Consider the following 25,814-nt stretch of genomic DNA (forward strand, 5'->3'; position numbering starts at 1 on the left):
ACGAATAGAATTAGTGTTTAATATAACCCAATGAAAATACGTTCGCTTATTTGCGCAGTTGCGCTTATGTATGCCGGAAACCTGTTTGCGCAGGAGGCTAACCTTGTTAAGTATGTGAATACCCGGCAAGGCACCAATACCAAATATGAGTTCTCATATGGTAATACCTACCCGGCTACCTCATTGCCTTTTGGCATGAACACCTGGACGGCGCAAACCGGTAAAAATGGCGATGGGTGGAAGTACCAGTATTTTGAGCACACCATCCGCGGTTTTCAGCAATCGCACCAGTGTAGTTCGTGGGTAAATGATTATGCGGTGTTTTCGCTCATGCCGGTTGCCGGGAAACTGGTTGTTAATGAGGATGAACGGGCGGCATCATTTAGCCACGATAACGAAATCGCTCAACCCAGCTATTACAAGGTAAAGCTTGATAATAATATTACAACCGAAATGTCGCCGACCGAACGGGGAGCGCGCCTTAGGTTTTCGTTCCCGAAAGGTAAAGCCTCTTATCTTGTTTTAGATGGCTACACTAAAATGAGCGGGGTAAAAATCATTCCGTCGGAACGGAAAATAACCGGTTATGTAAATAACTGCCGTTGGGCACCTAAAGATTTCAGGAATTACTTTATCATTATTTTTGATAAGCCCTTTGCTGATCACGGCACTTGGGAAAATAAAAAGAATACCCTTTCGGAAAAGAACGAATCGGCAGAGGGCGAAGGTATCGGGGCCTATATCAAATTTAAAGATGGAGAAACTGTACAAGCGAAAGTAGCTTCGTCCTATATCAGCCCGGAGCAGGCTGAACTTACTTTAATAACCGAACTGGGTAAATACAAATCATTTGATGATACCCGTAAAGCTGCCGATAAAGTATGGAATCAGTTGCTTGGCCGTATGGCCATTGAGGGGGCTACGGAAGATCAGAAGGCAACTTTTTATTCCTGCATGTATCACGCCAATCTATTCTCACACCAGTTTTTTGAATATAATAAAGACGGAAAGCCATACTATTATAGCCCTTACGATGGCAAGGTACATGACGGGTTTATGTATACCGATAATGGTTTTTGGGATACTTTCCGTGCCCAATTCCCGCTGAATACGGTGTTGCACCCAAAAATGGAAGGCAGATTAGTACAAGCCTTGCTTGATGCGCAGCAGCAATGCGGCTGGTTGCCGGCCTGGTCGTTCCCAGGTGAAACGGGAGGAATGCTGGGTAACCATGCCATATCCCTATTAACCGATGCATGGGTAAAAGGGATCCGCACCTTCGACCCCAAAAAGGCACTGGAGGCTTACTATCATGAAGCTACCAATAAAGGCCCGTGGGGCAGTGCCAATGGTCGCCCGGGCTGGAAGGAATATTATGCCAACGGTTATGTGCCTTTTACGCCGCAAACCCTTGGTTCAACTGCCTGGACGCTGGAGTTTGCATACGATGATTTCTGCGGATATCAACTGGCTAAACTCACCGGCAATAAATTTTATGAAGATGTTTTTGCCCGGCAGATGTACAATTATAAAAACCTGTTTGATACCAAAACCCGTTTCATGCGCGCGAAAGATGCGCAAGGTAATTGGATTGAACCTTTTGACCCCATGGATTGGGGTGGCCCCTATACCGAAGGTAATGCCTGGCACTGGACCTGGTCTGTTTTTCAGGACACGCAGGGTTTGATCAACCTGATGGGCGGAGAGAAGAATTTTACTGCTAAGATTGATTCGGTATTTACTGAGCCTGGAACTATCAAAGTAGGAGGGTACGGACAGGTGATCCACGAAATGACGGAGATGGCCGAATTTAAAATGGGGCAGTACGCGCAGGGCAACGAGCCTATCCATCACTTGCTTTATATGTACAACTATGCCGGCCAGCCATGGAAGGCGCAGCAACATTTGCGCAGTGTGATGGATAAGATGTATAACGCCGGCGAAAACGGTTACCCCGGCGATGAGGATGAAGGCCAGATGTCATCTTGGTTTGTACTGAGCGCTGCCGGTTTTTACAGTGTATGTCCCGGTACTGATCAGTATGTAATTGGCAGTCCGCTATTTAAAAAGATGACCATCGCCTTGGAAAATGGCAAAAAGTTCGTGATAGAAGCTAACAATAACAACAAGGAGAACGTGTATATCCAGTCGGCGACGCTTAATGGCCGACCTTATACCCATAACTGGATCACCCAGGCCGATATTATGAACGGCGGTGTACTGCATTTTGAAATGGGCGACAAACCGGCTGTGACCCGAGGCGTAGCGCTTGAAGACAGACCGTTCTCGCTTTCAAAAGCTCAATAACAAAATTAAGAAGAATATGGAAAACGTCATTGCGAATGTTTAAATCCGGAGGCCTCTGAATGTGAAATGACATTTACACTACCCGTCATCCCGAATTTATTTCGGGATCCCACGCGCTGAGCGGCTATGCAAGCGGCCTTGCATGTGGGGTGCTGAAACAAGTTCAGCATGACTGTATTTTTTATTATGTCATTGTGAGGAACGAAGCAATCCCAAACTATACAGAGCCGATCTGCAAATCAGGGATTGCTTCGTTCCTCACAATGACGGTTTAATATAAGAATTATTAGAATATCCGCTAAAACGATTTTATGATCAATATTTACAAAATAAAAAAGTCAATTCTATTACTTACTTCGGTGATACTGCTGTTCAACCCGGCATCAGCACAGGAAATCTTTTACCTCAACAACACCAATAAACAAATTACATGGAAAGTAAAAGCCCAGACCGACCTGGGAGCCGATAGTCTTGACATCCACAAAAGCGGTTACGCCGCTACTGATTGGGTAAAGGCTATTGTACCTGGTACTGTATTTTCATCATACGTAGCGGCCGGTTTGGAAAAGGATCCCAATTTTGGCGATAATATTTATAAGGTTGATAAAAAGAAGTACGACCGCAATTTCTGGTACCGTACGCAGTTCAGCGTACCTGCAGGTTTCACCAAACAAAAAATCTGGCTTAATTTCAAAGGCATTAACCGCAAAGCTGAGATCTACCTGAACGGGAAGAAGATAGGCAGCCTGGATGGTTTTATGCAGCGGGGAGTGTATGACGTAACGAAACTCGTAAATAAAACAGAGGCAAACACACTGGCTGTTTTGGTTTATTGTCCGCTGAACCCATTGGTAAATTATGCCAGTCCAACATATATACCCAGCGCCAGTTGGGATTGGATGCCTTATGTACCGGGTCTCAACAGCGGCATTACTGATGATGTTTACCTGAGCAACACAGGTAGCCTTACCATTAATGATCCCTGGATTCGTACAGATGTGCCTACTACCGCCCGGGCTGAAGTATCGGTTTCGGTTGGGGTGAAAAACAGCACAGATACTTTTCAAACAGGGACCTTAACCGGTGTTATTAATCCTGGAAATATCCGGTTTACCCAAAAAGTATTTGTGGGTGCTAACGGCAATGCAGAGGTAAAAATCGACCCAAAACATTTTTCGCAGCTGGTGATCAACGGCCCAAAACTGTGGTGGCCCAATGGCTATGGCGATGCCAACCTGTACACCTGTAACTTAAGCCTGAAGCTGGGCGATGAAGTATCTGACAGCAAACAGATCCGGTTCGGCATTAAAAAATACAGCTATGATACCGTAGGCCACGTATTGCATTTGTATGTAAATGGCACCAAAGTATTTTTAAAGGGCGGCAACTGGGGGATGGCCGAGTATATGTTACGTTGCCGGGGAGACGAGTATGATACCAAAGTGCGTTTGCACAAAGAGATGAATTTTAATATCATCCGTAACTGGATAGGCTCAACCACGGATGAAGAATTTTATGATGCCTGCGATAAATACGGCATCATGATCTGGGATGATTTCTGGCTTAATTCTATCCCTAATCTGCCTAATGACGTAAATACTTTCAATGCCAACGCCATCGAAAAAATAAAACGGTTCAGGAACCATCCTTCCGTTGCCATTTGGTGCGGTGATAATGAGGGGGAGCCTTTACCCCCGCTCAACAATTGGCTTCGTGAGGATATCAGCGCCTATGACGGTAACGACAGGTATTATCAGCCCAACTCACACGCCGGTAACCTAACAGGCAGCGGTCCGTGGACTAACTTTGATCCGCGTTGGTACTTCAGCCGTTTTCCTAATGGCTTTGGCGGTAACCAGGGCTGGGGGCTTCGCAGCGAGATAGGAACGGCGGTATTTACCAATTTTGACAGCTTTAAGAAATTTATGCCGAAGGATAAATGGTGGCCCCGCAATGAGATGTGGAACCTGCATTTCTTTGGTCCGTCCGCAGGCAATGCCGGGCCCGACAGGTACGACGATGGTATAAAAAACCGGTACGGTGCGCCTTCGGGTATCGAGGATTATTGCCGCAAAGCTCAGTTGCTAAACATCGAAACCAATAAAGCCATGTATGAGGGCTGGGAAGATAACATTTGGGAAGATGCCTCGGGTATTATGACCTGGATGAGCCAGTCGGCCTATCCTTCATTGGTGTGGCAAACCTATGATTACTATTATGACCTCACCGGTGCCTACTGGGGAGCTAAAAAAGCCTGCGAACCGGTGCATATTCAATGGAACCCGGTAAATAATGCTATTAAAGTGATCAACACCACCCGTACTGACGAAAACAGCCTCACCGCTTATGCCGATGTTTATAACAGTGATGGACAAATAGTAAAACAATACAGCCTGTCAAAAACTATTGATGCCCCATCAAATACAGCTTTGAATTGCTTTGCCATGGCTTTTGCCGATAACCGCGAAAACCTGGCACTAAACAAACCTGCATTTGCATCATCAACCACCATGGGTGAGGCCGGTTCTGTAACGGATGGTAATCCGGGAAGCAGGTGGGCCAGTAATTCCAGCGATGCTGAATGGATCTACGTTGATCTTGGCAGGGAGCAAGAGATAAACGGTGTTAAATTAAACTGGGAGGAGGCATATGGTAAAGCTTTCAAGATCCAGGTATCTGACGATGCTAAAAGCTGGAAAGATGTTTATGAAAGCGGCGATGGGCATGTCGGTGTTCAGCAGATTACCTTTGATGAAGTGAAAGGCCGGTATGTGCGTATGTATGGATTACAACGCGGATCGGGCTGGGGCTACTCGCTTTGGGATTTTGAAGTATATGGCGGCGCGCCGAAAAGCAGCGGTCTTACGGATGTTCATTTCATCAAACTAAGATTGATTGATAAAAACGGAAAACTGGTATCAGATAATTTTTACTGGCGGGGTAATAAACGCACAGATTTTACCGCCCTTAATCAACTGCCAAAGGTTAACCTGAAGGTATCATCAGCCATAAAACAAATTAACGGCAAGTATTATGTGGATGCAAAGATCAGCAACCCGTCCTCATCAAAGGCGGCTGCATTCGCCATTCGTGTACAGGCAACGAAAGCCGCCACGGGTGAACAGATACTGCCGGCAATAATGAATGATAACTATTTTTCGCTGATGAAGGGTGAATCAAAAGATATCAGGATTGAATTTGATGCAGCGTTGCTGGGCAAGGATAAGATGAAGCTATTGGTACAGCCTTCTAACGATCCGGTAATAACGGAAAAGTAATAATAAGCCTTTGGTACCTTGAAGTTTTAAACTAATTTACCGGTCCAATTAACAAACAAACCTGCACAATGGATACCAAACCCAAATTCACCGAACGCAAGTTCCTTGTCGTACTCATTTTTGTAACCTCGTTATTTATGCTCTGGGGCATAGCCATGACCCTTGGCGATACATTAAACAAGCATTTTCAAAATGTTTTACATGTTTCAAAGTCGCGTTCGGCTTATGTACAGTTATCATTGTTTGGCGCTTACGCGGTGATGGGCATCCCGGCAGGTATGTTCATGAAAAAATTTGGTTATAAAAACGGTGTGCTTTTAGGCCTGGGGCTGTATGCTGCAGGTGCATTCCTGTTTGTTCCGGCGGCTGATGCTAAATCGTTTGACTTCTTCAGGATAGCCTTGTTTATCCTGGCTTGCGGCCTGGCTACGCTCGAAACTGTTGCTCATCCATTTGTTGCCTCTCTCGGCGATCAGCGTACCAGCGACCAGCGCATTAACTTTTCGCAGGCCTTTAACGGTGTCGGCGGCGTTATTGGTCCGCTGTTGGGCGGCTATTTTGTTTTAAAAGGGGGGCAGGAGCATTCTAACGACCTGATATCTGTTAAACACCTATATATTGTTATAGGAGCGGTGATAGCATTGGTTGGCGTAGCATTTTCATTTTTAAAAGTGCCGTCATTGCAGGATCCGCATGTTGTAGCAACAGATTCATATGCGGTTGCCGGTGAAGGACATATTCCGGAAAGCCTGTTCAAAAAAAAGCATTTCGTTTTTGCAGCCATAGCTCAACTGTTTAACGTGGCAGCACAAGGCGGCACCTGGGCGTTTTTTATCAATTACGGTCACGAGATCATGCATTTAACCGATGAACACGCAGGCTATTATTTTTCATTAAGTATGGTGATGATGATGGCCGGCCGTTTTATTGGCACCTTCCTGATGCGTTACATAGCGCCAAACAAACTGCTGGCGATATTTGCCCTGGGCAATATCCTGATGTGTGTTATTGTAGCACAGGGATTTGGCGTGGTGTCATTTGTTGCATTGCTGTTCATCAACTTTTTCTTCAGTATTATGTTCCCAACCATATTTAGCCTGGGGTTGAAAAATTTAGGTTCACAAACGCAAAACGCGTCATCATTTATAGTAATGGGAGTTGTAGGCGGAGGGTTGTTTCCGCCAGTTATGGGCCTCATTGCTAATCACAATGTTGCTACGGCTTATTACCTGCCTATAATTTGTTATATGGTGATATTTTTGTTTGGGATCAGTTATCCTAAACTGAATAAAAAAGGAATATGAGCAGATTAGCTTAATCGATTTATTTTTATATTTTGGCCAATAATCGCTTAATAAATCATGGTTATTAAGCGATTATATTTTATATTTGATTTTAGCCAATTATAAGCCATTGAAAAAACTATCGATTGTTGATATCGCCAATGAATTAAAGGTTTCTAAAACCACCGTATCGTTTATACTGAACGGGCGTGCAAAGGAAAAACGGATAGGTGAGGACCTGGTAGAGCGCGTTACTAAATACGTGGAAGAAGTGGGCTATAAACCCAATTCCCTGGCTAAAAGCCTGCGTACCGGTAAATCAAATACCATTGGTTTAATGGTTGAAGATATTTCAAACCCCTTTTTTGCCAGCATAGCCCGGCTTATTGAGGATAGAGCTTATAAAAATGGCTACAAAATAATTTATTGCAGTACCGATAATGATACCCAAAAAACCAGGGAACTGATTAGTATGTTTCGTGACAGGCATGTGGATGGCTATATTATTGCTCCGCCCGAAGGTATTGAAGACGATGTAGAGCAACTGCTTAAGGATGGCTTGCCGGTGGTAATGTTCGACAGGCATTTACCCAAAGTAAATACCGATTATGTAGAGGTTGATAATCTTTTCAGCACCTATAATGCTACCAGGCACTTAATACAACAGGGTTACAAAAATATAGGCTTCGTTACTTTCGCTTCGTCACAAACACAAATGCTGGCCCGGATGCAGGGCTATAAGGATGCGCTGAAGGAAAGCCGTTTTGCTCCGGTGGTTAAAGAGATTGTTTTTAACCAGGACGAAGAAATGATCATTAAGCCGATGACAGCCTTTTTTAAAAAGCACCAAGATCTCGACGCGGTAGTTTTTGGCACCAACCATGTAGGTACCTGCGGGCTAAAAGTATTTAACACGCTGGGTATTAAAGTACCCGGGGATATGGCCGTTATATCGTTTGATGATTATGACGTTTTTAAGCTGTACTCGCCCCCGGTAACCGCTATCGCTCAGCCGGTTGAAGAAATTGCGGATAATGTGATTACCGTGTTACTTAAAAAATTGAACTCTAAAGGGCTTAGTACAGCCTCACATTCTATTATTCTTAAAACCAACCTCCAGATCAGGGGTTCATCGTCCGGATTAAAAGGGTGATTTAATTTAGAAGGGCCTTATATTAGCAGGTAAAAGTGAAGTATTTATAAAGATGGATATTTCGTAAATATTCAGTTTGTATCTTACCTTTAATAAAAATTTACTGTTATGACACGGGCTTTTATCATAAAAAATAAAGCGAGAATGGTTTTGGCTTTAGCTGTGCTTACCGCTATGCTTTTATTAGCCAACTGGAATGGCCGGGACAATGTTAAAGAATTGGATAAAACGCTGACATCCATTATGAAGGACCGCTTATTGCCAGCTACTTTTGTGCATGAAATAAGCAGTCGGCTTTATGAAAATAAACTGGCAGCTGTTTCTGGTGCAGATGTCCAGGTAAAAATTAATGGTAATTATGCAGCTATAGAAGCGTTAGCAAAGAAATATGAGGCCACTCAATTAACACGCGAAGAATCAGCAAAATGGAAGACCTTTCGTGTGCAATTGCGTGATCTGCAGCAGCAGGAAGCTGGCCTGAATAATGCAGAGTATGTTTTTAATCAGGCCCTTAAATCGCTTGATCAACTGATAGCGATACAGGTTGGCGAGAGCAACCGCCTGCTGCAAAGCGGACAAAGAAATGTAAGTTCAAGTATACTTACAGCCAATTTTGGTGTGGTTGTTTGTATTTTACTTGGATTATTTATTATGGTGCTGCTAAGCGGCAGGGAACAAATGATTTTAAGGCAGGACGAAAGGCATTTGCTTAATTAAAGTAGTTTTAATAATGAAATCCAGACTTACGAAGTTTTTAAAACTTCGTAAGTCTTAGAGTTTCTTAAATAACCATCACATTTTCACCAGCTTTAAGCGGGTATGATTTTGTTTTCCAGACCAATATGCCTGATGTGCGCTGTGGTAAGCTGATTTTTATTTTCCACTTTTTATTTTCTAAAGCATAAGCTACTGCAACCTTACCGTTAGGGTGTGGGATCTCGCCGCTCACATTGGTCATTGTTCCCAAATGAGGTTCGATCTTGATCTTGCTGAATCCGGGCGAATAGCTGTCAATACCCAAAACTGTCCTGAAGAATTCAATATTGGGGCTGCTTCCCCAGGCATGGCAATCTGAACGGCTATATTTAAGGTCGGAATATTCGGCCCAGGTGGTTAAGCCCATTTTAATATTCTCGCGCCAGATATCCAGCCAGTTCATATAATCGTTACCTAAACCACCTTTTACCAATGCCTGGTGCAGGTAATATTTAAAATAAATGGTGCATTGGGTCAATGAGGTATCGGTTAATAACCGTTTAGATAACACAGGCAGATCTGCGTTTTTTACCATGCCTGTAAGTATGGCTAATGAATTGGCATGCTGCGAAAATTGTTTCTTGTCCCATGTATCGGCATACAGCATTTTTGCCGGGTCCCAATATTTGCGTTGAATAGTTTGCTTAAGCTTAGCAGCTTCTTTGTGGTATAAAGTGGCATAACCGGGCATGCCAATTTTTGTTTCCATAGCGGCAGCCCACTCATAAGCCCAAAGTAATTGCAAATCAATAATGGCCGAACTGCCGTCGGTGCCTTTTGGCGGCGAGCCTATATCCCAGTTTTTGCCGCTGGCCCAATCCACAAAAGTCCAGTAAGGGGTGTTTTTTAATGAGCCATCAGCTTGTTGGTATTGGCTGAAAAACTTTAATACTGCCCGTTCGCCATCCAGCTTATCCTTAATAAAATTACTGTCATTGCGGTACATCCAGTAATCATACAGCATGCCTATGTACCATAATGAAAAAGTTGAAATAATTTGGGTATCATGCGTAGGGTAACGGCTTTGGGTAACGCCCTCTGTTAAACGGGAATGGTCCATCAGGTTAATGGCATTGCGGGCCAGCCGGTCATCGCCGCTATAGTAATAGGATATCATGGCCTGGATACGGGTATCGCCGATGTATTGCAGTTGCTCATAATAAGGGCAATCTGTATAAGTTTCAAATGCATTAAGCCGGGCCGTACGCCAGCCAATATCGAGCATCTGTTTTATTTCCTTATTATCGGTATTGAAAACGGCACGTTGCTTAAATGGATAACCGGTAAAGGTGCCATACAGGTCATCAATAACCAAAGGCTCGTTTTGTGTATGCACAATTAAGCGGATGTACCTAAAAGTACGGAAGTTGAGCGTAGTATATGATTGTCCTTTGCTGCCATTGGAGATCAAACTATCATTTCTGCCCGAAAAATCCTTGCCCTCCACATCGTTACGGTTGCCTTTGCGCATTCCATATTTGCTTAAATTATCAAAAAGCGATTCGGCATAACTTAAGGAGATCCTGGCATCTTTCCCACCGCTGAAATTAATGGTAGGATAGGCGTTGGTAAGATGCGTTTGATCAAGCAGCATGGTAACTGTAGTATTTGCAGGAATAGTAAGCGGTGTTTTAGTGCCCGGAAAAGCCGGGGGAACATCTATCCCGGAGGCTTTACGTACAACGGGGATCCGCTCATAAATTAATTCCTGGTGCGGAATTGAGGATGGTACCAATTGCCATCCGAACCCATCCCACCGGCCCTTTAATTGCCCGCCGAAGAGGTTAGCTGCCTTTGGCCAGCTGCTATCATCAAAGTTAGGTGAGTACCAGTTCATAATGCTTTTATTCAGATCCACCATTTCGCCGGTGCTGGCAGCGAAATAGCCCCAGATGGGCTGATAGCCTTTGTCCTGAATGCTTTTCCAGGTGTTATTGGTGTTAAGGATCTCTTCGGCTGATGAATTGCCTTGTATAATAAAGGCTGTGCGGACACTGATCTGCGCTTCAGGGCGGTATTGAGCCTCGTTCCACACTAAAGCAGCTACGGTATTTTTACCGGCTACGAGATAGGGCGCAAGGTCGACGGTTTCATAGTTCCAATAAAAAGTATCGCCCCTTGCCGGGCCTAATGATACCAATGTGCCGTTTACATACAATTTGTAACGGTTATCGGCCGATACATGAATAACAAAGCTGGCCGGTTTGTTGGTCAGCTCAATGCTTTTACGGAAATAATAAATACCGTATTCGTTTCCGGTGATGTTAGGCACGGAGATCCATTGTGCATTCCATGTCTTTTCCTCTGCGGCTTTATGAACAGGCTGGGCATTACTGTTTTGTGATGAGAGAATGATAGTTAGAGATAAAGTTAGAATCAGAAGGTGTTTCATGAAGATTTCATTGATTAATTGGTGAGGGGCAGGTTGGTTTTTCCTGGTTGCATTAAGTAGATAAATTGGTTCGACTAATATAATTAAATCGATTTAGCATTTTATCAAATTTTTTTGTTTTTTTATGATTGGCAAAGCTGATGGGACTATGTTTTTCATTTTTGAACCATCGTTAGTTCTGCCTGCCTCAGGGTTGGGATAACACGCAAACTAAATCCAAAAGTTATATTGAAATTGGTCGCTGAACTTTATATTTGTTTAAACCTACCAGTTACATCTATGAAAAAAATGATCCTGTTCCTGCTTTCATTTTATTTTATCGGCAGGGGAGTAGCTCAAAACCCGGTTCAACCACTTGTTATCCAGGGAAAGCTCAGCAATTCGGCCGAAAAGATGTTGAAGATCTTTTTTGAAGATGCCAGCGGCAAATTGCTTATGGATACCATCAGGCTTAATGATTCGGGTGAGTTTTATTTAAAAACGTACAAGATAGTAAAGCCTCAACGCACCAGCATCCAACAAAACAATACCCAAATCAACCGGATCTATGTAGCACCAGGCTATGATCTCCATATAACCGGTGATGCCATTAATTACGTCAACCTGTCGAAAACTAAAAAGATAACCGGTATAGGTGCCGAAACCAATCAATACCGTGTAAAATTAGATTCAATCCTGGTAGCCCGGAACGACAAAACAGCGTGGTATGAACTAAAGACCGATGAGTTAATCCAATTCCTTAAAAAAAGTAAAACGTTGGAAGATTCGTTACTAAATGTTGTGTTCAACAAGCCGGCAAAGCAGGATCAATATTTCAATACGTTTAAGGAAATGATTGATTTAGATAATCAAAGCTTAAATTTTTACATGCTGCTTCAGCACCTTGATTTGAGTAAATACAATGCAGCGCGGATGCGGGAGCTGGTATCAAAAAACACCCCCTCAGCATTTTCAAAAGGTATACCGCATGACGAATATTTAGTATCAGAAGATTATAAATCATGGGTTTTACCACTTTATTATGCCTATGAACAGCGGCTGGATCTGCTGCGCGATTCGGCATCGGTGAAGCAGCCCGGGTACACACTTGGCAAAATCAAACAGCTTTTTACCGGTAAGGTTAGGGACTATTATCTGAACCGACACGTTGAAAAAAGAATTGGTAGTGCTAACTCTCTTGAAAAATTGAATATAGCCCAAAAGGAGATGCGTGTATTCATTGACGCAATAAGTAACCCGGCTTTAAAAAATAACATCGCCGGTAATTTTACCGAAAAAAAGTTACATCTGATGCACGTGCAAATTGGGAAACCGGCCCCGGCTTTTACTTTGCCCAGCGACCGTGGCAAGGTTTTTAACCTGGCCGATTTTAAAGGAAAAGTTATTTATATTGACCTTTGGGCCAGCTGGTGCGGGCCATGCCGCCAGGAGATGCCTGCATATAAAAAACTAAGCGACAAGTTCAAAGCTAATCCGCAGGTTGCTTTTGTTAGTATCGCCGTACATGATGGAGAAAAGGAGTGGCGAAATGCACTCAAAGAAGAAAAGCCGGACTGGCTGCAGCTTTATGACAAAGACGGTACAGTTGCACAATCATACATAGCTTATGCAATTCCAAAATATATACTGATTGATAAAGAAGGCAAGATGCTCAGCTTTGATGCTCCGGGCCCGGGGAGTGTGCAGGCCGAACAATTGATCAATGAAGCTATCGCGAAGCCTTAGTGTGTTTATGCTTTTTCCAGGGCATATGATGCCAGTTCAGTTTTCAGGCTTTTGATCATGATCTGCATTGGTTTTGTGCTGTTTAATACCCTGCAGATCGCGTTGCCGCCTTCTATCGAAAGCATCATCCGGGTTGCAAATTCAACGGGATTTATGGCGTTTGAGAGTTCCCCATTATCAATTCCGTCCTGAATAATATTGGCATAGGTTGTTATTGCGGTATCAACCATGTCTTTTAACTTTTTTTTGATGGCCGGGTTAGTGTCATCCGTCTCTGTCGAAAAATTAACTATCGGGCAGCCGCCTTCAATATAGCTTTTCAATGGATTTTTGCTGTTGTCTAAAGCGGCATTGATCTTGGCAATGGCAGTTTTATGTTTGCTTACTGTGTTGTTCCTTCTGTCGTTTAGTTTTCCTAAAAGGTAATCAACAGCGGCTTGTGCCAGTTCGTCTTTGCTTTCAAAATGGCCATAAAAACATCCCTTACTGGTATTGGCAACTTCAAGTACCTCATCAACCGAAGTGCCGGCAATTCCCCTCTCATTAAATAAAATCGCTGCCTGCTCAATAATGAATTGCCTTTTTTGCTCGCCTTTGTTCATCTTCAGTTATTTACTATGCAAATATAGACTAAATGGTTTAAAAAAATAAAATCGGTTGATTGCTGTTGAAATTAATTGTGTGTTTTGTTATTTGTAAATGGCTGTTAATTAGTATTTTATTTTCATATCCGTTTTGTAATTGTATAACTTTAAGGTGATTTTTTTTACACTGATCTTATGAATACGTGTATTTATAAAGCCGATTAAACAGCGATTGACACAGTAATGTAAATATGGCTAAAAGCAGACTGAATGGTTTTATTTAATAAACCAATTAGTCTACTTTTGTTTTAATAAAAAACGGATCACAATACTGTTTTTACGATCTGTTAAATTTTAACATTAAGCTATGAAACTTATAAAAGAACACCACAGGGGCATCAGCACAGTTTTAGCGTTCGCGCTGATCCCGCTTTCGGGTTTTGCAACTGATATTTATATACCTTCCCTGCCCTCTATGGCCAGGGAATTAGCTGTTAATAATTCGGCTGTTCAGCTTTCGCTCATCGCGTTTATGATCAGTTCGGGCGTTAGTCAATTGTTTGTTGGCAGCTTGCTTGATAGTTTTGGCCGGTACCGTATCGGTACTGTCTCTTTACTGGTGTTTGCATTTGCAAGTTTTGTCATAGCTATCTGCCATAATATTGAGCTTATTTATGCAATGCGTATTTTGCAGGGCATCACGGTAGCGCTTATTGTAGTAGGGAAGAGGGCATACTTTGTAGATATGTACTCGGGCGAGCAGCTTAAACATTATACCAGCCTTTTTTCTATCATTTGGGCAACCGCGCCTATTGTAGCACCCTTTATTGGAGGTTACCTTGAAGCTGCTTTTGGCTGGGAATCCAACTTCCTTTTCCTGGGGATAGCCACTCTTTCGCTACTTGTTTTAGAGTTGGCATACGGTGGTGAATCATTGAAAAATTATCACCCGTTTAAGGCTAAAAGTATTCTGCAGGTTTACCTGGCTACCATTAAAACCCGTGATTTTTCCCTGGGCCTCATCCTGATCTCCCTGAGCTATGCCATGCTGGTGGTGTATGGTATGAGCAGCCCTTTTATAATTGAGCATGTATTTCATTTGTCGCCTGTGGTAACCGGTTATTGCTCGCTGCTTTCGGGGGTATCATTGATGGCGGGCGGTATTATTTCAAAAACCCTCATCAGGAAACCGCTTATCAAAAAAGTATCGGTAGCGCTTGCCCTGCAATTAGGCTTTGCCGCTTTAATGGTGTTTACAGCAGGGATTAAAACAAATTTATTTACGCTGATGGCCTTTACAGCATTGGTTCACCTGTTATCGGGCTTTATATTCAATAATATATTTGCTTACTGTTTAGGCCGGTTTTCAAAAAATGCAGGTATTGCAAGCGGCGTGACCGGCGGCTCACTTTATATTATCACTTCATTTTTTAGCTATGGAATTGTAAATATTATGGCTATCAAAAATCAGCAGTTATTAGGAACCGCTTATTTATCGTTCGCGATACTGGCTGTTGTTACACTGGTGCTTTTCATCAAAGCGAGGGCTTCGCACCAAAAACAAGAAGAAGCGGCTGTTATTTTAGCTGCTGAGGTAGCTGTTGTATAAGGAATAAGATTCCCTGGTTTCATATAACTTTATGATGGAATAATGGAAGCCGGTAAGGAATTATCGGCTTCCATTTTGGTGTGTGATATCAGCAGTTTTATCTTTTTAGTCCTTTTACAATTAATAACATGGCGAAAGCGGTTAAGCCGATGGATATGGCTGCGCTTTTGGATACGGCGCCTAAAATGGCCAGTGTGCCTCCTGCAGCCATTGCACCAAAAACGGCTACACCTATGGCACCCGCTGTTTGCCTTGCCGTGTTTAATATAGCCGAGGCAGTTCCTGATAATGTTTTATCTACACTTGATAAAATACCATTGGTCATGGCTGGTACAGCAAGGCCCATACCCATCGGGATAACCAGGAAAGGCAGGAATAGTTCAAGATATGGGGTATGCTCGTGAGCTATGAATAAACCCGCAAAGCCGGCGGCAAACATGATGAGGCCAACAATGATAGGTTTACGGATGCCGTAGCGGTTAACGATGCGGCCGCTAATCACATTGGAGATCACAAAGCCTACAGTAAGCGGAAGAAATGCCAGCCCGGCCATAATGGATGGATAGTTTAGTACTTTTTGCAGATAAAGGCTTAAAATAAAAACGCTGCCATAGTAAGATCCGTTTAAAACCGCACCGAGTATTAAAAGTGCATTAAACCTCGCTGACTTGAACAGATGGAATGGCAGCATTGGATGTGCTGTTTTGCCTTCAATCCATAAAAAAAGACCGAAAATCAATAAACTCAAAATAAGCCCTCCCCAGATTAGTACATGGCCTAATCCAAGCCGGGGTATTTCAATAATTACACTAATGAGTGTGGTGACTGATAGCATCCAGGTGAGTTGTCCGGGCAAATCAAAACTCCTCTTGCTTGTTTTTGTCATTTGCGCCATTTTAAAACTCAGGATATAACCAATTATGCAGATTGGGATGTTAACAATAAAAATGAAACGCCAACTGCTGAATGCTATCAGGAAGCCACCAATGGTGGGGCCTGCCGCCATGGCAGCGCTTCCGGCAGCTGTCCACAAGCCTACGGCCCGCGTGCGTGTTTGTGGTGTATGTGCAAACTGGTGATTGAGCAATGCAAGCGAGCTTGGGATCATCATAGCAGCCCCAATTCCCTGGGCCACACGGCAAATGATAAGCGTAATTGCATCAGGGGCCAAACCGCATCCTGCTGATGCAATACCGAAAATGATCATGCCAATCTGGAAGATCTTTTTTGATCCTAATAGGTCGCCGAGGCTACCTGCCGACAGCATGAGTACTGCAAATGCAAGCGTGTATGCGTCAATTACCCATTGCAGGGTGCTGATACCCGCATGATATGCTTTTGCAATTTCAGGTAGTGCAATATTAACGATAGAAACATCAAGTTGTGCTACTACAAAGGCCAGACTGGTAGTTAATACCGCCCAGCCAAAGCCCGGAAGGTTTGAATGTGTTTTCTGATCCATATAGAAGCTGCCAAAGGTAAGGATCAGTTTGCATCTGGTATGGTACAATTCAACGCTTTATAGGTTTACGCGTTTATTGGCCATGGTATAACCTACAATTTAACCAAGAAATAACCTGAATATTCAGCCGGCAGATCATTATATTTGCCCCGATAAGTTCTTTACTTTACTTCATCAACCGGTATAGGTTTTACTTAATTGTAGATTAATAGGGAATCGTGTGTAAATCACGAACTGTCGCGCAACTGTAAGTAACACAAAGGTTTTTGCCAGTAATGTCCACTGTCCTGATGAATGGGGATGGGAAGGACGGCAAAAATGTTACAAGTCAGGAGACCTGCCTAATACTGAATTGACAATGCTTTCGCGGTATGAAGCTTGGTCTGGGTTATGATTACTTGCCTGTTTGGGTCCATGGCCCGTTATGACAGACTGTGACCATATATTCTCTCCATATTTTACATATCATAAAACATTACGAAGCTTAGCTGAAAGGGCTTTTAACCGATTTATTCATTTAATCAATTAAAAGAAATGCTAACGCAAAATTTAGGTTACCCGCGTATTGGTAGCCGGCGCGAATTAAAAAAAGTCTGCGAAAACTACTGGGCAGGCAAAACGGGCGTAAAAAATGTGCTTACCGTGGGTAAATACATCAGGGAAGAAAACTGGCTGCTGCAAAAAGAAGCCGGGATCGACCTCATCCCATCAAATGATTTTTCATTTTATGACCAGGTGCTTGATCATTCACTGATGTTTGGCGCTATTCCTAAACGCTATCATGAAGTGATCAGTCAAAAAGGCAATACCGAGCTCGATCTGTATTTTGCTATGGCCCGCGGCTATCAAAAAGATGGATTGGATGTGGTAGCCATGGAAATGACCAAATGGTTTGATACCAATTACCATTACATAGTACCCGAGTTTTATAAAGACCAGCAGTTTAAACTTTTCTCCACCAAAGTTATCGATGAGTTTTATGAGGCTAAACAATTGGGCATCGTTAGCAAGCCGGTGTTGATCGGGCCTGTATCGTACCTGTTGTTGGGCAAAGAGAAAGAGGCTGGTTTCGATAGGGTAGACCTGATCAAAAATCTGCTGCCTGTTTATTTTGATATCCTGAATAAGCTTAAAGCTTTGGGTGCCGAATGGGTCCAGTTTGATGAGCCGTTTTTAGCGCTTGATTTAAGCGAAAAACAACAGGAGGTATTTAAAGATACCTATAAGCAATTGAGGAAAGAATTTCCTTTCCTGAAGATAGTTTTGGCAACTTATTTTGAACGCCTGGGCGATAACACTCAATTAGCGGCAACTTTACCTGTTGATGTTTTACATGTCGATTTGGTGCGGGCGCCTCAGCAATTGAATGAAGTAATGGAGCATCTGCCCCAAAAAACTATCCTTTCTTTAGGTGTTGTTGACGGGCGCAATATCTGGAAAAATGATTTTGTTAACTCGCTGGTCATTATAAAGAATGCGAAGGATAAATTAGGCGCCGACCGCGTTTGGATAGCCCCTTCATGCTCATTGATCCATTCGCCATGCGATCTGCAAAATGAAACCAACGATGAAGTGCTTACTCCCGAAATTAAGCAGTGGCTGGCTTTTGCGCGGCAGAAAATAAACGAAGTGGTATTGCTGAGCAACTTATCGGAAGATGTGGTGAGCGATAGCAGCCTGCATCAACTGGCAAAAAACCGGCAGGCAAACGAGGCCCGCCGAACATCTGCACTGATCCATAACCCAGCGGTTAAACAGCGTGTAAGCGCCATCACCGAAAATGATGCAAAGCGTATAAGTGCTTTTCCTGCACGCAAAGAACAGCAGCAGCAACTGCTTAACCTGCCGCTTTTTGCCACCACAACTATTGGTTCGTTCCCGCAAACCGCCGAAGTACGAAGCTGGCGTGCCCAATTGAAAAAAGGCGTGATAAGCCTGGGGGAGTATAATAAACTGATAGCTACCGAAACTGAAAAGGCTATAAAATGGCAGGAAGAAATAGGGTTGGATGTGCTGGTACATGGCGAGTTTGAACGTAATGATATGGTTGAGTACTTTGGCGAACAACTGGCCGGTTTTACCTTTACACAAAATGGCTGGGTGCAAAGCTATGGCAGCCGCTGTGTTAAGCCACCGGTTATTTATGGCGATGTATCAAGGCCACAGCCTATGACGGTAAAATGGTCGGCTTATGCGCAATCACTAACCTCAAAATGGATGAAGGGTATGTTAACCGGCCCGGTAACTATTTTGCAATGGTCGTTTGTGCGCAATGACCAGCCCCGTTCCGAAACCTGTACGCAGATAGCATTGGCCATTCGTGATGAAGTTTGTGACCTGGAAAGCGCCGGTATCAAGATCATCCAGATAGATGAACCGGCCATTCGTGAAGGATTACCGCTTCGCAGGGATGACAGGGTAAATTATCTCGACTGGGCAGTTAAAGCTTTCAGGATTTCGGCAAGCGGCGTTCAGGACAGTACACAGATCCACACGCATATGTGCTATTCGGAGTTTAATGACATCATTAAAAGCATAGCCGATATGGATGCCGATGTGATCACAATAGAAACATCGCGCTCACAAATGGAGCTGCTGGATGTTTTTGCTGATTTTAAGTATCCTAACGAAATTGGCCCCGGTGTATATGATATCCATTCGCCGCGCGTGCCCAACAGGGAGGAAATGATCCGTTTACTTAAACGCGCCCAGGCGGTAATACCCGATGCCCAGCTTTGGGTAAATCCCGATTGTGGTTTAAAAACACGGGGCTGGGATGAAACCCAAAAGGCCTTAACAGAGATGGTTGAAGCCGCGAAAGCTGTCCGCGAGAATGTTATCAGCAATGTAACTGCTTAAAAATGATTACTGCTGTGTACCGTAACAGGTGCACAGCAGTTTTTTATACTTAGTATGACAAAGCATGAAAATAAATACTGCCCCCGGTGTAAAGAGCCGTTTGAATGCAAAGTAGGCAGCATCCTGTTGTGTCAGTGCCAGGGCATCAGCTTTACCGACCAGGAGCGCGATTATATTCGCTTAACCTACCCGGATTGCCTTTGCCGTAAATGCCTGATGGTTATGAAGCATGAGATCAGTTCAACCGCAGCTCAGGAAAAAATGAAAACGATACTTGAAGCAATCAGGAAAGGTAAGTAGTACAAGCCCGGTGCTGATAATCAAAAGCTTTTGGCTTTCTGCATGCAGGCTTTTGCTTCTATTTTATTTCTCCCGCTTCAAAAAGCTCATCCAAACGCCAGTGCGAATCATTTACCCCGCGTTCCATGCCCGATTGCAGCATGCCGTCACGATCGGCCGCCGATTGGAAAACAGATTGTACAGTCACTTTTGTACGGTTGCCTGGTAGTGCTTCAAACCTGGTGGTTTCAAGCGTTACATGACCACTTTCGGGCAATCCTTCAAACTCAAATGTTTGGATGATACGTTCAGGCGCGGTTACATCATGGATCACACCATGAAAGCCATAATCATTACCGGCAGGGTCGGTATGGATATAACGGTAAGCGCCTCCGCTACGGCAGTCAAATTGATCTATGCGCATTTTAAGTTCGCGCGGGCCCAGCCATCTAACAATCAGTTCGGGATCAGTAAAAGCTCTGAAAACAAGCTCACGCGGTGCTTCAAATTCGCGGGTTATAAAAAGCTCCTGCTTGCCGGGTTCGGCCTTAATTTCTGTTTGATTTTTTGTGGTGATCATGGTGTTTTTATTTAGGTAATTGATTAATCGTTATCGTTAGCTTCCTGCAAAAGCTTGATATCCATTTTGGTCATCTTCATCATGGCAGCCATAACTTTTTTGGCTTTTTCAGGATTTTCGTTGTTATAAAGTAACTCGCTCATAACTTCAGGGACAATTTGCCAGGTAACACCGAATTTATCGTCGAGCCAGCCGCACTGACTGGTTTTGCCGCCGCCTGCAGGCAGTGCTTCCCACAGGTAATCAATTTCTTCCTGGGTTTTGCAGTTGATGTAAAATGATGTAGCCGGCGAAAAATTGAACATCGGTCCGCCATCTAAAGCTAAAAACTGCTGGTCTTCGATACGAAATGTTCCAACTAACATTTTACGACCATTGCCGGGATCGGTAAGCGAGCTTACTTCGCTTTCGGAGTTTTTGAATACCGAAGTATAAAATTTCAATGCTTCTTCAAGGTTGCCGTTAAACCATAAAAAAGGGGTTACTTTCTGGGTTGCTTTAAATGTTGCCATGGTTTCTGTTTTTTATTGATTAAAAATTTGTTGCTTTTGATATCTCAAAGTTACCTGCCCTGGCAAGGGCTAATAGTGTCCAAAAACGACGAGATAAGGGGGCATTAGCGACAAAATGATTTTTTATCTCCCTGGCATTTTGCTCATATCCATGTGCAGCACATTCCAGCTATGGCCATCAGGATCGGTAAACAGGCAGCCGTACATCCAGCCATCCATTTCCCGGGGCTTGTGATTGCTTTTTCCACCGGCTTCGATAGCTTTTTGAGCCAGTTCATCAACTTCTTCCTTGCTTTCCGCGTCGATAGACAGCAGAACTTCAACTCCCTTGGCCGTATCCGCAAGACCACAGTTTTCAACAAAGCCTTTAAATGTGCTTTCGTCAAAAAGCATTACGGTAACATCCTTTTCGCCAACCTGCATAGCTGCAGAATTTGGACCGTTACCAAATTGCGAATTAAACCGAAAGCCGAGTTTGCTGAAAAACTCTTTTGATACATTTACATTTTTTACAGGCAGATTGATCCAGAATTGCTTCGTCATAATTGATTATTTTAAAGGTTTATCATTGTTTTTTAATTCTTCGAGCAGATTGTCGAGCGCGTCAAATTTTTCTTCCCAAACCTTGCGGTAGCGCTCAACCCATTGAGCTACCTCATCAAGCTGTTTCAACCGGGGTTCGCAATACCGTTCCCGGCCCTGTTTCTTAATGGCTATAAGACCGCATTCGGTTAAAATTTTTATATGCTGGGATATAGCGGAGCGGCTCACATCAAAGTTATCCGCTATGGCATTCAGGTTCATGGGTTTAAAGGCTATCAGGTTAATGATATCCCTGCGGGTTGGATCGGCAATGGCCTGGAAAACATCTCGTCTCATCTAGATCAAATATAATATGTAAGTGATTGCTTACAAAATCATATGTAAGCAATCGCTTACGCAAATTTTTTAATATTTTTATTTTTAGATAAAAAGGGGGAGAAGTACAGGGCTAACATTTAAATATTCGGACTTGCCTAAGCACTCAAAAACATTAGCGTAGTGTAACCCCTCAAAAAAATAAATATTTGATTATGAATATCTTGTAAGTAATATTTTAAAAAAGTGTTAACCCTGTTAACCCTATTTATGTGCGTTTGCCCGGGAGTGAAATGGCCCTTCTGTACGATTCTCAAAAAAATCATCATCTTTGTGGCTGATAAATAGATCCTAACAATATGCTGTTTGAACAAATAAGCCAAAAGCCGTTCTTTATTCTTGGCCCCTGTGTAATGGAAAGCCAGGAGTTATTATATACTGTTGCCGAAAAAGTAGCCGAAGCCGGGCAGAAATACAATGTGCCGGTAATCTTTAAATCGTCATTTGATAAAGCCAACCGCACATCTATTCATTCATACCGCGGCCCTGGATTAGAGAAAGGCATGGAAATGCTGATGAATGTTAAGCAGCGTTTTGGTTTACCGGTTACTACTGATATTCATGAGCCATTCCAGGCAGCTATTGTAGCCGAGGTTGCCGATATATTGCAGATCCCTGCGTTTTTATGCCGGCAAACAGATCTGCTGGTTGCGGCTGCTCAAACCGGTAAAATTGTCAACGTAAAAAAAGCCCAGTTCCTTTCGGGGCATGATATGTTTTATCCGGCTCAAAAAGTTATTGAAGCCGGCAATAACCAGGTGATATTAACCGAGCGGGGCAATATGTATGGCTATAATAATTTAGCTGTCGATTTCAGGAATATTTACGATATGAAAGCTTTTGGCCACCCGGTTTGTATGGATTGTACCCATTCGGTTCAGCGCCCGGGCGGCGCAGGAGGAAAAACCGGCGGCGACCGTACTTTTGTGCCCATGATGGCGCTGGCAGCAAAGGCTTTTGGAGCCGATGGCTATTTTTTAGAAACGCATCCCGACCCTGATAATGCCCTGAGCGATGGCCCTAACATGGTTAAGCTGCACGAACTGGATAAGGTTTTAGCACCATTAGTAGGGTAAGTTTTTGTTCTGAATGTCCGGATCCATGAAAGATATTGCAAAAAGGGTTTTTGATATTGAAATAGAGTCGCTGCAGCAGGTAGCCTGCTCAATTGATGATGAGTTTGCAAGGGTTGTTGATGCCATATTAAAATCAACAGGAAAGCTGGTTGTTATTGGCATTGGCAAATCGGGGCTTATCGGTAAAAAGATAGCTGCCACATTGGCCAGTACAGGTACACCGAGCTTTTTTTTACATCCGGGAGAGGCTTTTCACGGCGATTTAGGCATGGTAGGCCCTAATGATATTGTTTTATTGATATCCTATTCGGGCGAAACCGACGAGGTGCTGAAACTTATTCCTTATTTAAAATGGAATAAAAATGTGATGATTGGTATAACAGGTAATCCTATATCAACCGTTGCCAAAAACTGCAGTTATCACCTTAATATAAAAGTTGAAAGGGAGGCTTGCCCGCTCGAGCTGGCGCCTACATCATCAACTACCGCGGCGCTGGTTATGGGCGATGCCCTGGCGATAGCGTTAATGGAGTCGCGAAACTTTCAGCAGCATGATTTTGCACGTTTTCATCCGGGCGGTAGCCTTGGGCGCAAACTGCTGGTAAAGGTTAAAGACCTGATGCGGACTGATAAGCTTCCTTTTATTAATGAGGAAGCTTCATTTATGGACCTGTTACTGCGCATGTCCGAAGGTAGGTTAGGTATGGTTATAGTAGGTGACGCGTCCCGGATTAAGGGGGTGGTTACAGATGGCGACCTTCGCCGGGCCTTGCTTAAACACCCTGATACATCAACCTTAACCATCGCCGAAATCATGACCGTTAACCCGGTTATTATTGATGAGCATGAATTTGTGGGCTATGCCGAGCAGTTAATGCTTGAAAAAAAAATCACCACCTTACTGGTAGGTTCTGCACAAAGCCGATCAATAACAGGTGTTTACCAGATATATACGGCCTGAAAATAGCCTTCAAGAATTTGAATTGCTTATTTTTAGATTGTTAAATATTGTTACTATAAGTTACTTTCACGATTGATAAACCGACAAGATCTATTTTAATGGTCGTTCTCTTGGTTATATATAAATCGTTAAAGTAAACATACGAGAAAATGGATATAGACTTTGGGCCGGTTTTGAATAGGGCGAAACTCAATTGTTCATTTTTAAAATCACCTGTATCCCAAAAACCCGCCCATTTGTAATTAACCAAAGTATAGCCTTTACTATTTAAATATGGCTCAACGCATCGTTTTACTGCTATTCGAATAAATAAGTAGAAAAACAAAATATTCAAGATTATCAATAAAAGAATGACTACTGGTATTACAACAAGAAAAAACTGGACTCTCATTTTATTGGAAATCGTTATTAAAAAGCCTTACATAGGCCGTAATTTACTTATTCTACCTGTATTTAGGTCAATTTCGTTTCTTCCAAGACATTTTTTTATTTTCCGGATTTATAAATGATGAACATTTTAGTGATCCTTTAGGCAGTGAATTCAGTAATGCTATGGTTTTGAATTGCCTATTTCGGTAATATTTGATTATCTTTACCGGTATCTATCATATTCTACCGTGTTAAATTAAATGTCTGATCAATCAAATTCGATCACTAATAAATTTCAGGCTCCTGCAAATATTCATATTGCAATAATAGGTCTTGGCTATGTGGGATTGCCCCTTGCTGTGGAATTCGCCAAAAAATGTCCTGTAAAAGGTTTCGATATTAAACAAAGCCGGGTTGACGAGCTAAATAACGCGTTTGACCGTACCCTTGAAACCAGTAGCGACGAACTATCCGCAGTTTTAAATTTAAAGGATGAAAGCAAGGGACTTACTTTCACATCGCAGATAACAGACATTGCTTCCTGTAATGTTTATATTGTTTCCGTACCAACACCTACCGACCAGCACAACCGGCCCGATCTAAGCCTGCTTATCAAAGCAAGTAAATCAATAGCAGGTGTATTGAAGAGGGGGGATGTGGTTATTTATGAATCAACAGTTTATCCCGGTGTAACTGAGGATGTTTGTGTGCCTGTTTTACAAAGAGAATCAGGTTTGCAGTATAACAGTGATTTTTTTGCAGGATACTCACCCGAGCGTATAAATCCGGGGGATAAAGTTCATACGTTGACCAATATTTTAAAAGTAACATCGGGCTCAACGCCTGAGGCTGCGGATTTTATTGACAGCCTATACCAGTCAATAGTAAAAGCAGGAACACATAAAGCCCCCGCCATTAAAGTTGCAGAAGCTTGTAAGGTGATCGAAAATTCGCAGCGCGATATCAATATCGCTTTTGTAAACGAACTCGCCAAAATATTCAACATTATGGATATTGATACCTATGCGGTTTTGGCGGCGGCAGGTACCAAGTGGAATTTCCTGAATTTTAAACCAGGCCTTGTAGGCGGGCACTGCACAGGAGTCGATCCGTATTATCTTGCAGCAAAAGCCCAGCAAATGGGTTATCATCCCGAAATTATCCTGGCTGGGCGAAGGCTTAATGATGGTATGGGTTCGTACGTTGCCCTTGAAGTTATTAAACTGATGGTAAAGAATGATATTTCGGTAAAAAACTCAAAGATCCTTGTGCTCGGTTTTACGTTCAAGGAAAATTGCCCGGATGTTCGTAACACCAGGGTAATTGATATTATTAAGGGATTTGATGGTTTTGACGCAACCTGTGAAATATATGATCCATGGGCTGACCCGGATGAGGTAAAAAGAGAATATGGCATCTCTACATTGAAAAATTACCGACAGCTAAGCGGCGCTTACGATGCCATTGTTATGGCTGTGGCACATCGCGAGTTTTATGATTTAGACTATGCAAGCTTAAAACATAAACCATCATCGGTAATTTATGATATAAAAGGCATTTTAAACAAGGATGTTGTAAGCGGACGGTTGTAAGTGTTGTTTTTACAGTTGTTTTTTCACATAGAAAATCATTTTTTTCTTACTGTTAACAGAGAATTCATTTTGAATAAATTTCTTAATTTCTAATTTTGTGGCTGTGGAAATAATACATT

19 protein-coding genes and 1 riboswitch are annotated in these 25,814 nt (G+C 42.9%); of the genes, 12 read left to right on the top strand and 7 right to left on the bottom strand.

All coding sequences use genetic code 11. The features are described from left to right. Window positions 1-30 precede the first annotated feature (30 nt). The 5 genes from ABIC84_RS02835 (at window position 31) to ABIC84_RS02855 (ending at window position 8,738) form a co-directional block, all read left to right on the top strand. Window positions 31-2,307 carry a GH92 family glycosyl hydrolase gene (locus tag ABIC84_RS02835; protein ID WP_429262602.1) on the top strand — a complete coding sequence of 759 codons (2,277 nt, stop codon included), beginning with the start codon at window positions 31-33 and terminating at the stop codon, window positions 2,305-2,307. A gap of 311 nt (window positions 2,308-2,618) precedes the next feature. Then, window positions 2,619-5,585, top strand: coding sequence for a discoidin domain-containing protein (locus ABIC84_RS02840; RefSeq protein WP_429262603.1), 2,967 nt, complete (start codon window positions 2,619-2,621; stop codon window positions 5,583-5,585). 68 nt (window positions 5,586-5,653) lie between these two features. Further along, a complete protein-coding gene (gene fucP / locus ABIC84_RS02845) occupies window positions 5,654-6,889 on the top strand; it encodes an L-fucose:H+ symporter permease (RefSeq protein ID WP_129570910.1) in 1,236 nt (411 codons plus the stop codon). A gap of 109 nt (window positions 6,890-6,998) precedes the next feature. Continuing rightward, window positions 6,999-8,021: a LacI family DNA-binding transcriptional regulator gene (locus tag ABIC84_RS02850; protein WP_176627381.1), complete on the top strand. Its 1,023-nt coding sequence runs from the start codon at window positions 6,999-7,001 to the stop codon at window positions 8,019-8,021. A 108-nt stretch (window positions 8,022-8,129) separates the two neighbouring features. Further along, a complete protein-coding gene (locus ABIC84_RS02855) occupies window positions 8,130-8,738 on the top strand; it encodes an MCP four helix bundle domain-containing protein (RefSeq protein WP_426587088.1) in 609 nt (202 codons plus the stop codon). 64 nt (window positions 8,739-8,802) lie between these two features. Here ABIC84_RS02855 and ABIC84_RS02860 read toward each other — a convergent pair whose 3' ends face one another. Next, window positions 8,803-11,169, bottom strand: coding sequence for an alpha-L-rhamnosidase C-terminal domain-containing protein (locus tag ABIC84_RS02860; protein WP_429262604.1), 2,367 nt, complete (start codon window positions 11,167-11,169; stop codon window positions 8,803-8,805). 279 nt (window positions 11,170-11,448) lie between these two features. On the opposite strand from ABIC84_RS02860, the gene ABIC84_RS02865 reads away from it, so the two are divergent. Further along, entirely contained in the window at window positions 11,449-12,894 is a 1,446-nt protein-coding gene (locus ABIC84_RS02865) for a TlpA family protein disulfide reductase (RefSeq protein WP_429262605.1), read from the top strand. Between the two features lie 5 nt (window positions 12,895-12,899). Here ABIC84_RS02865 and ABIC84_RS02870 read toward each other — a convergent pair whose 3' ends face one another. Further along, on the bottom strand, window positions 12,900-13,496 hold the full coding sequence (locus ABIC84_RS02870; RefSeq protein ID WP_426587094.1) for a TetR/AcrR family transcriptional regulator: 597 nt from the start codon (window positions 13,494-13,496) through the stop codon (window positions 12,900-12,902). Between the two features lie 349 nt (window positions 13,497-13,845). On the opposite strand from ABIC84_RS02870, the gene ABIC84_RS02875 reads away from it, so the two are divergent. Beyond that, window positions 13,846-15,087, top strand: coding sequence for an MFS transporter (locus ABIC84_RS02875; protein WP_429262606.1), 1,242 nt, complete (start codon window positions 13,846-13,848; stop codon window positions 15,085-15,087). A gap of 97 nt (window positions 15,088-15,184) precedes the next feature. On the opposite strand, the gene ABIC84_RS02880 is transcribed toward ABIC84_RS02875, so the two are convergent. Beyond that, window positions 15,185-16,597 carry an MFS transporter gene (locus tag ABIC84_RS02880; protein WP_429262607.1) on the bottom strand — a complete coding sequence of 471 codons (1,413 nt, stop codon included), beginning with the start codon at window positions 16,595-16,597 and terminating at the stop codon, window positions 15,185-15,187. Window positions 16,598-16,717: 120 nt separating this feature from the next. After that, window positions 16,718-16,909: riboswitch (cobalamin riboswitch) on the top strand. 174 nt (window positions 16,910-17,083) lie between these two features. On the opposite strand from ABIC84_RS02880, the gene metE reads away from it, so the two are divergent. Continuing rightward, complete coding sequence (gene metE, locus ABIC84_RS02885; RefSeq protein ID WP_429262608.1) at window positions 17,084-19,408, top strand: 5-methyltetrahydropteroyltriglutamate--homocysteine S-methyltransferase; 2,325 nt, start codon at window positions 17,084-17,086, stop codon at window positions 19,406-19,408. Window positions 19,409-19,462: 54 nt separating this feature from the next. Beyond that, complete coding sequence (locus ABIC84_RS02890) at window positions 19,463-19,708, top strand: cysteine-rich CWC family protein (protein WP_413318938.1); 246 nt, start codon at window positions 19,463-19,465, stop codon at window positions 19,706-19,708. 58 nt (window positions 19,709-19,766) lie between these two features. Here ABIC84_RS02890 and ABIC84_RS02895 read toward each other — a convergent pair whose 3' ends face one another. The 4 genes from ABIC84_RS02895 to ABIC84_RS02910 all read right to left on the bottom strand — a co-directional run bounded on the left by ABIC84_RS02895 (window position 19,767) and on the right by ABIC84_RS02910 (window position 21,658). Further along, complete coding sequence (locus ABIC84_RS02895) at window positions 19,767-20,267, bottom strand: SRPBCC family protein (protein ID WP_426587104.1); 501 nt, start codon at window positions 20,265-20,267, stop codon at window positions 19,767-19,769. A 23-nt stretch (window positions 20,268-20,290) separates the two neighbouring features. Next, complete coding sequence (locus tag ABIC84_RS02900) at window positions 20,291-20,779, bottom strand: VOC family protein (protein ID WP_090527310.1); 489 nt, start codon at window positions 20,777-20,779, stop codon at window positions 20,291-20,293. Window positions 20,780-20,902: 123 nt separating this feature from the next. Then, window positions 20,903-21,322, bottom strand: a complete 420-nt coding sequence (locus ABIC84_RS02905) for a VOC family protein (protein ID WP_090527313.1) — start codon at window positions 21,320-21,322, stop codon at window positions 20,903-20,905. A gap of 6 nt (window positions 21,323-21,328) precedes the next feature. Further along, window positions 21,329-21,658: an ArsR/SmtB family transcription factor gene (locus ABIC84_RS02910; protein ID WP_429262609.1), complete on the bottom strand. Its 330-nt coding sequence runs from the start codon at window positions 21,656-21,658 to the stop codon at window positions 21,329-21,331. 338 nt (window positions 21,659-21,996) lie between these two features. Between ABIC84_RS02910 and kdsA the strand changes: the two genes are divergently transcribed. From kdsA to ABIC84_RS02925, 3 genes are all read left to right on the top strand, one after another. Beyond that, complete coding sequence (kdsA, locus tag ABIC84_RS02915; RefSeq protein ID WP_090527319.1) at window positions 21,997-22,773, top strand: 3-deoxy-8-phosphooctulonate synthase; 777 nt, start codon at window positions 21,997-21,999, stop codon at window positions 22,771-22,773. Between the two features lie 25 nt (window positions 22,774-22,798). Then, on the top strand, window positions 22,799-23,734 hold the full coding sequence (locus ABIC84_RS02920) for a KpsF/GutQ family sugar-phosphate isomerase (protein ID WP_429262610.1): 936 nt from the start codon (window positions 22,799-22,801) through the stop codon (window positions 23,732-23,734). Window positions 23,735-24,363: 629 nt separating this feature from the next. Next, window positions 24,364-25,695: a nucleotide sugar dehydrogenase gene (locus ABIC84_RS02925; RefSeq protein ID WP_429262611.1), complete on the top strand. Its 1,332-nt coding sequence runs from the start codon at window positions 24,364-24,366 to the stop codon at window positions 25,693-25,695. The last annotated feature ends 119 nt before the right edge of the window (window positions 25,696-25,814 follow it).

Origin of the sequence: Mucilaginibacter sp. 3215, from assembly GCF_050433785.1 — a bacterium.
Taxonomy (GTDB): Bacteria; Bacteroidota; Bacteroidia; order Sphingobacteriales; family Sphingobacteriaceae; genus Mucilaginibacter.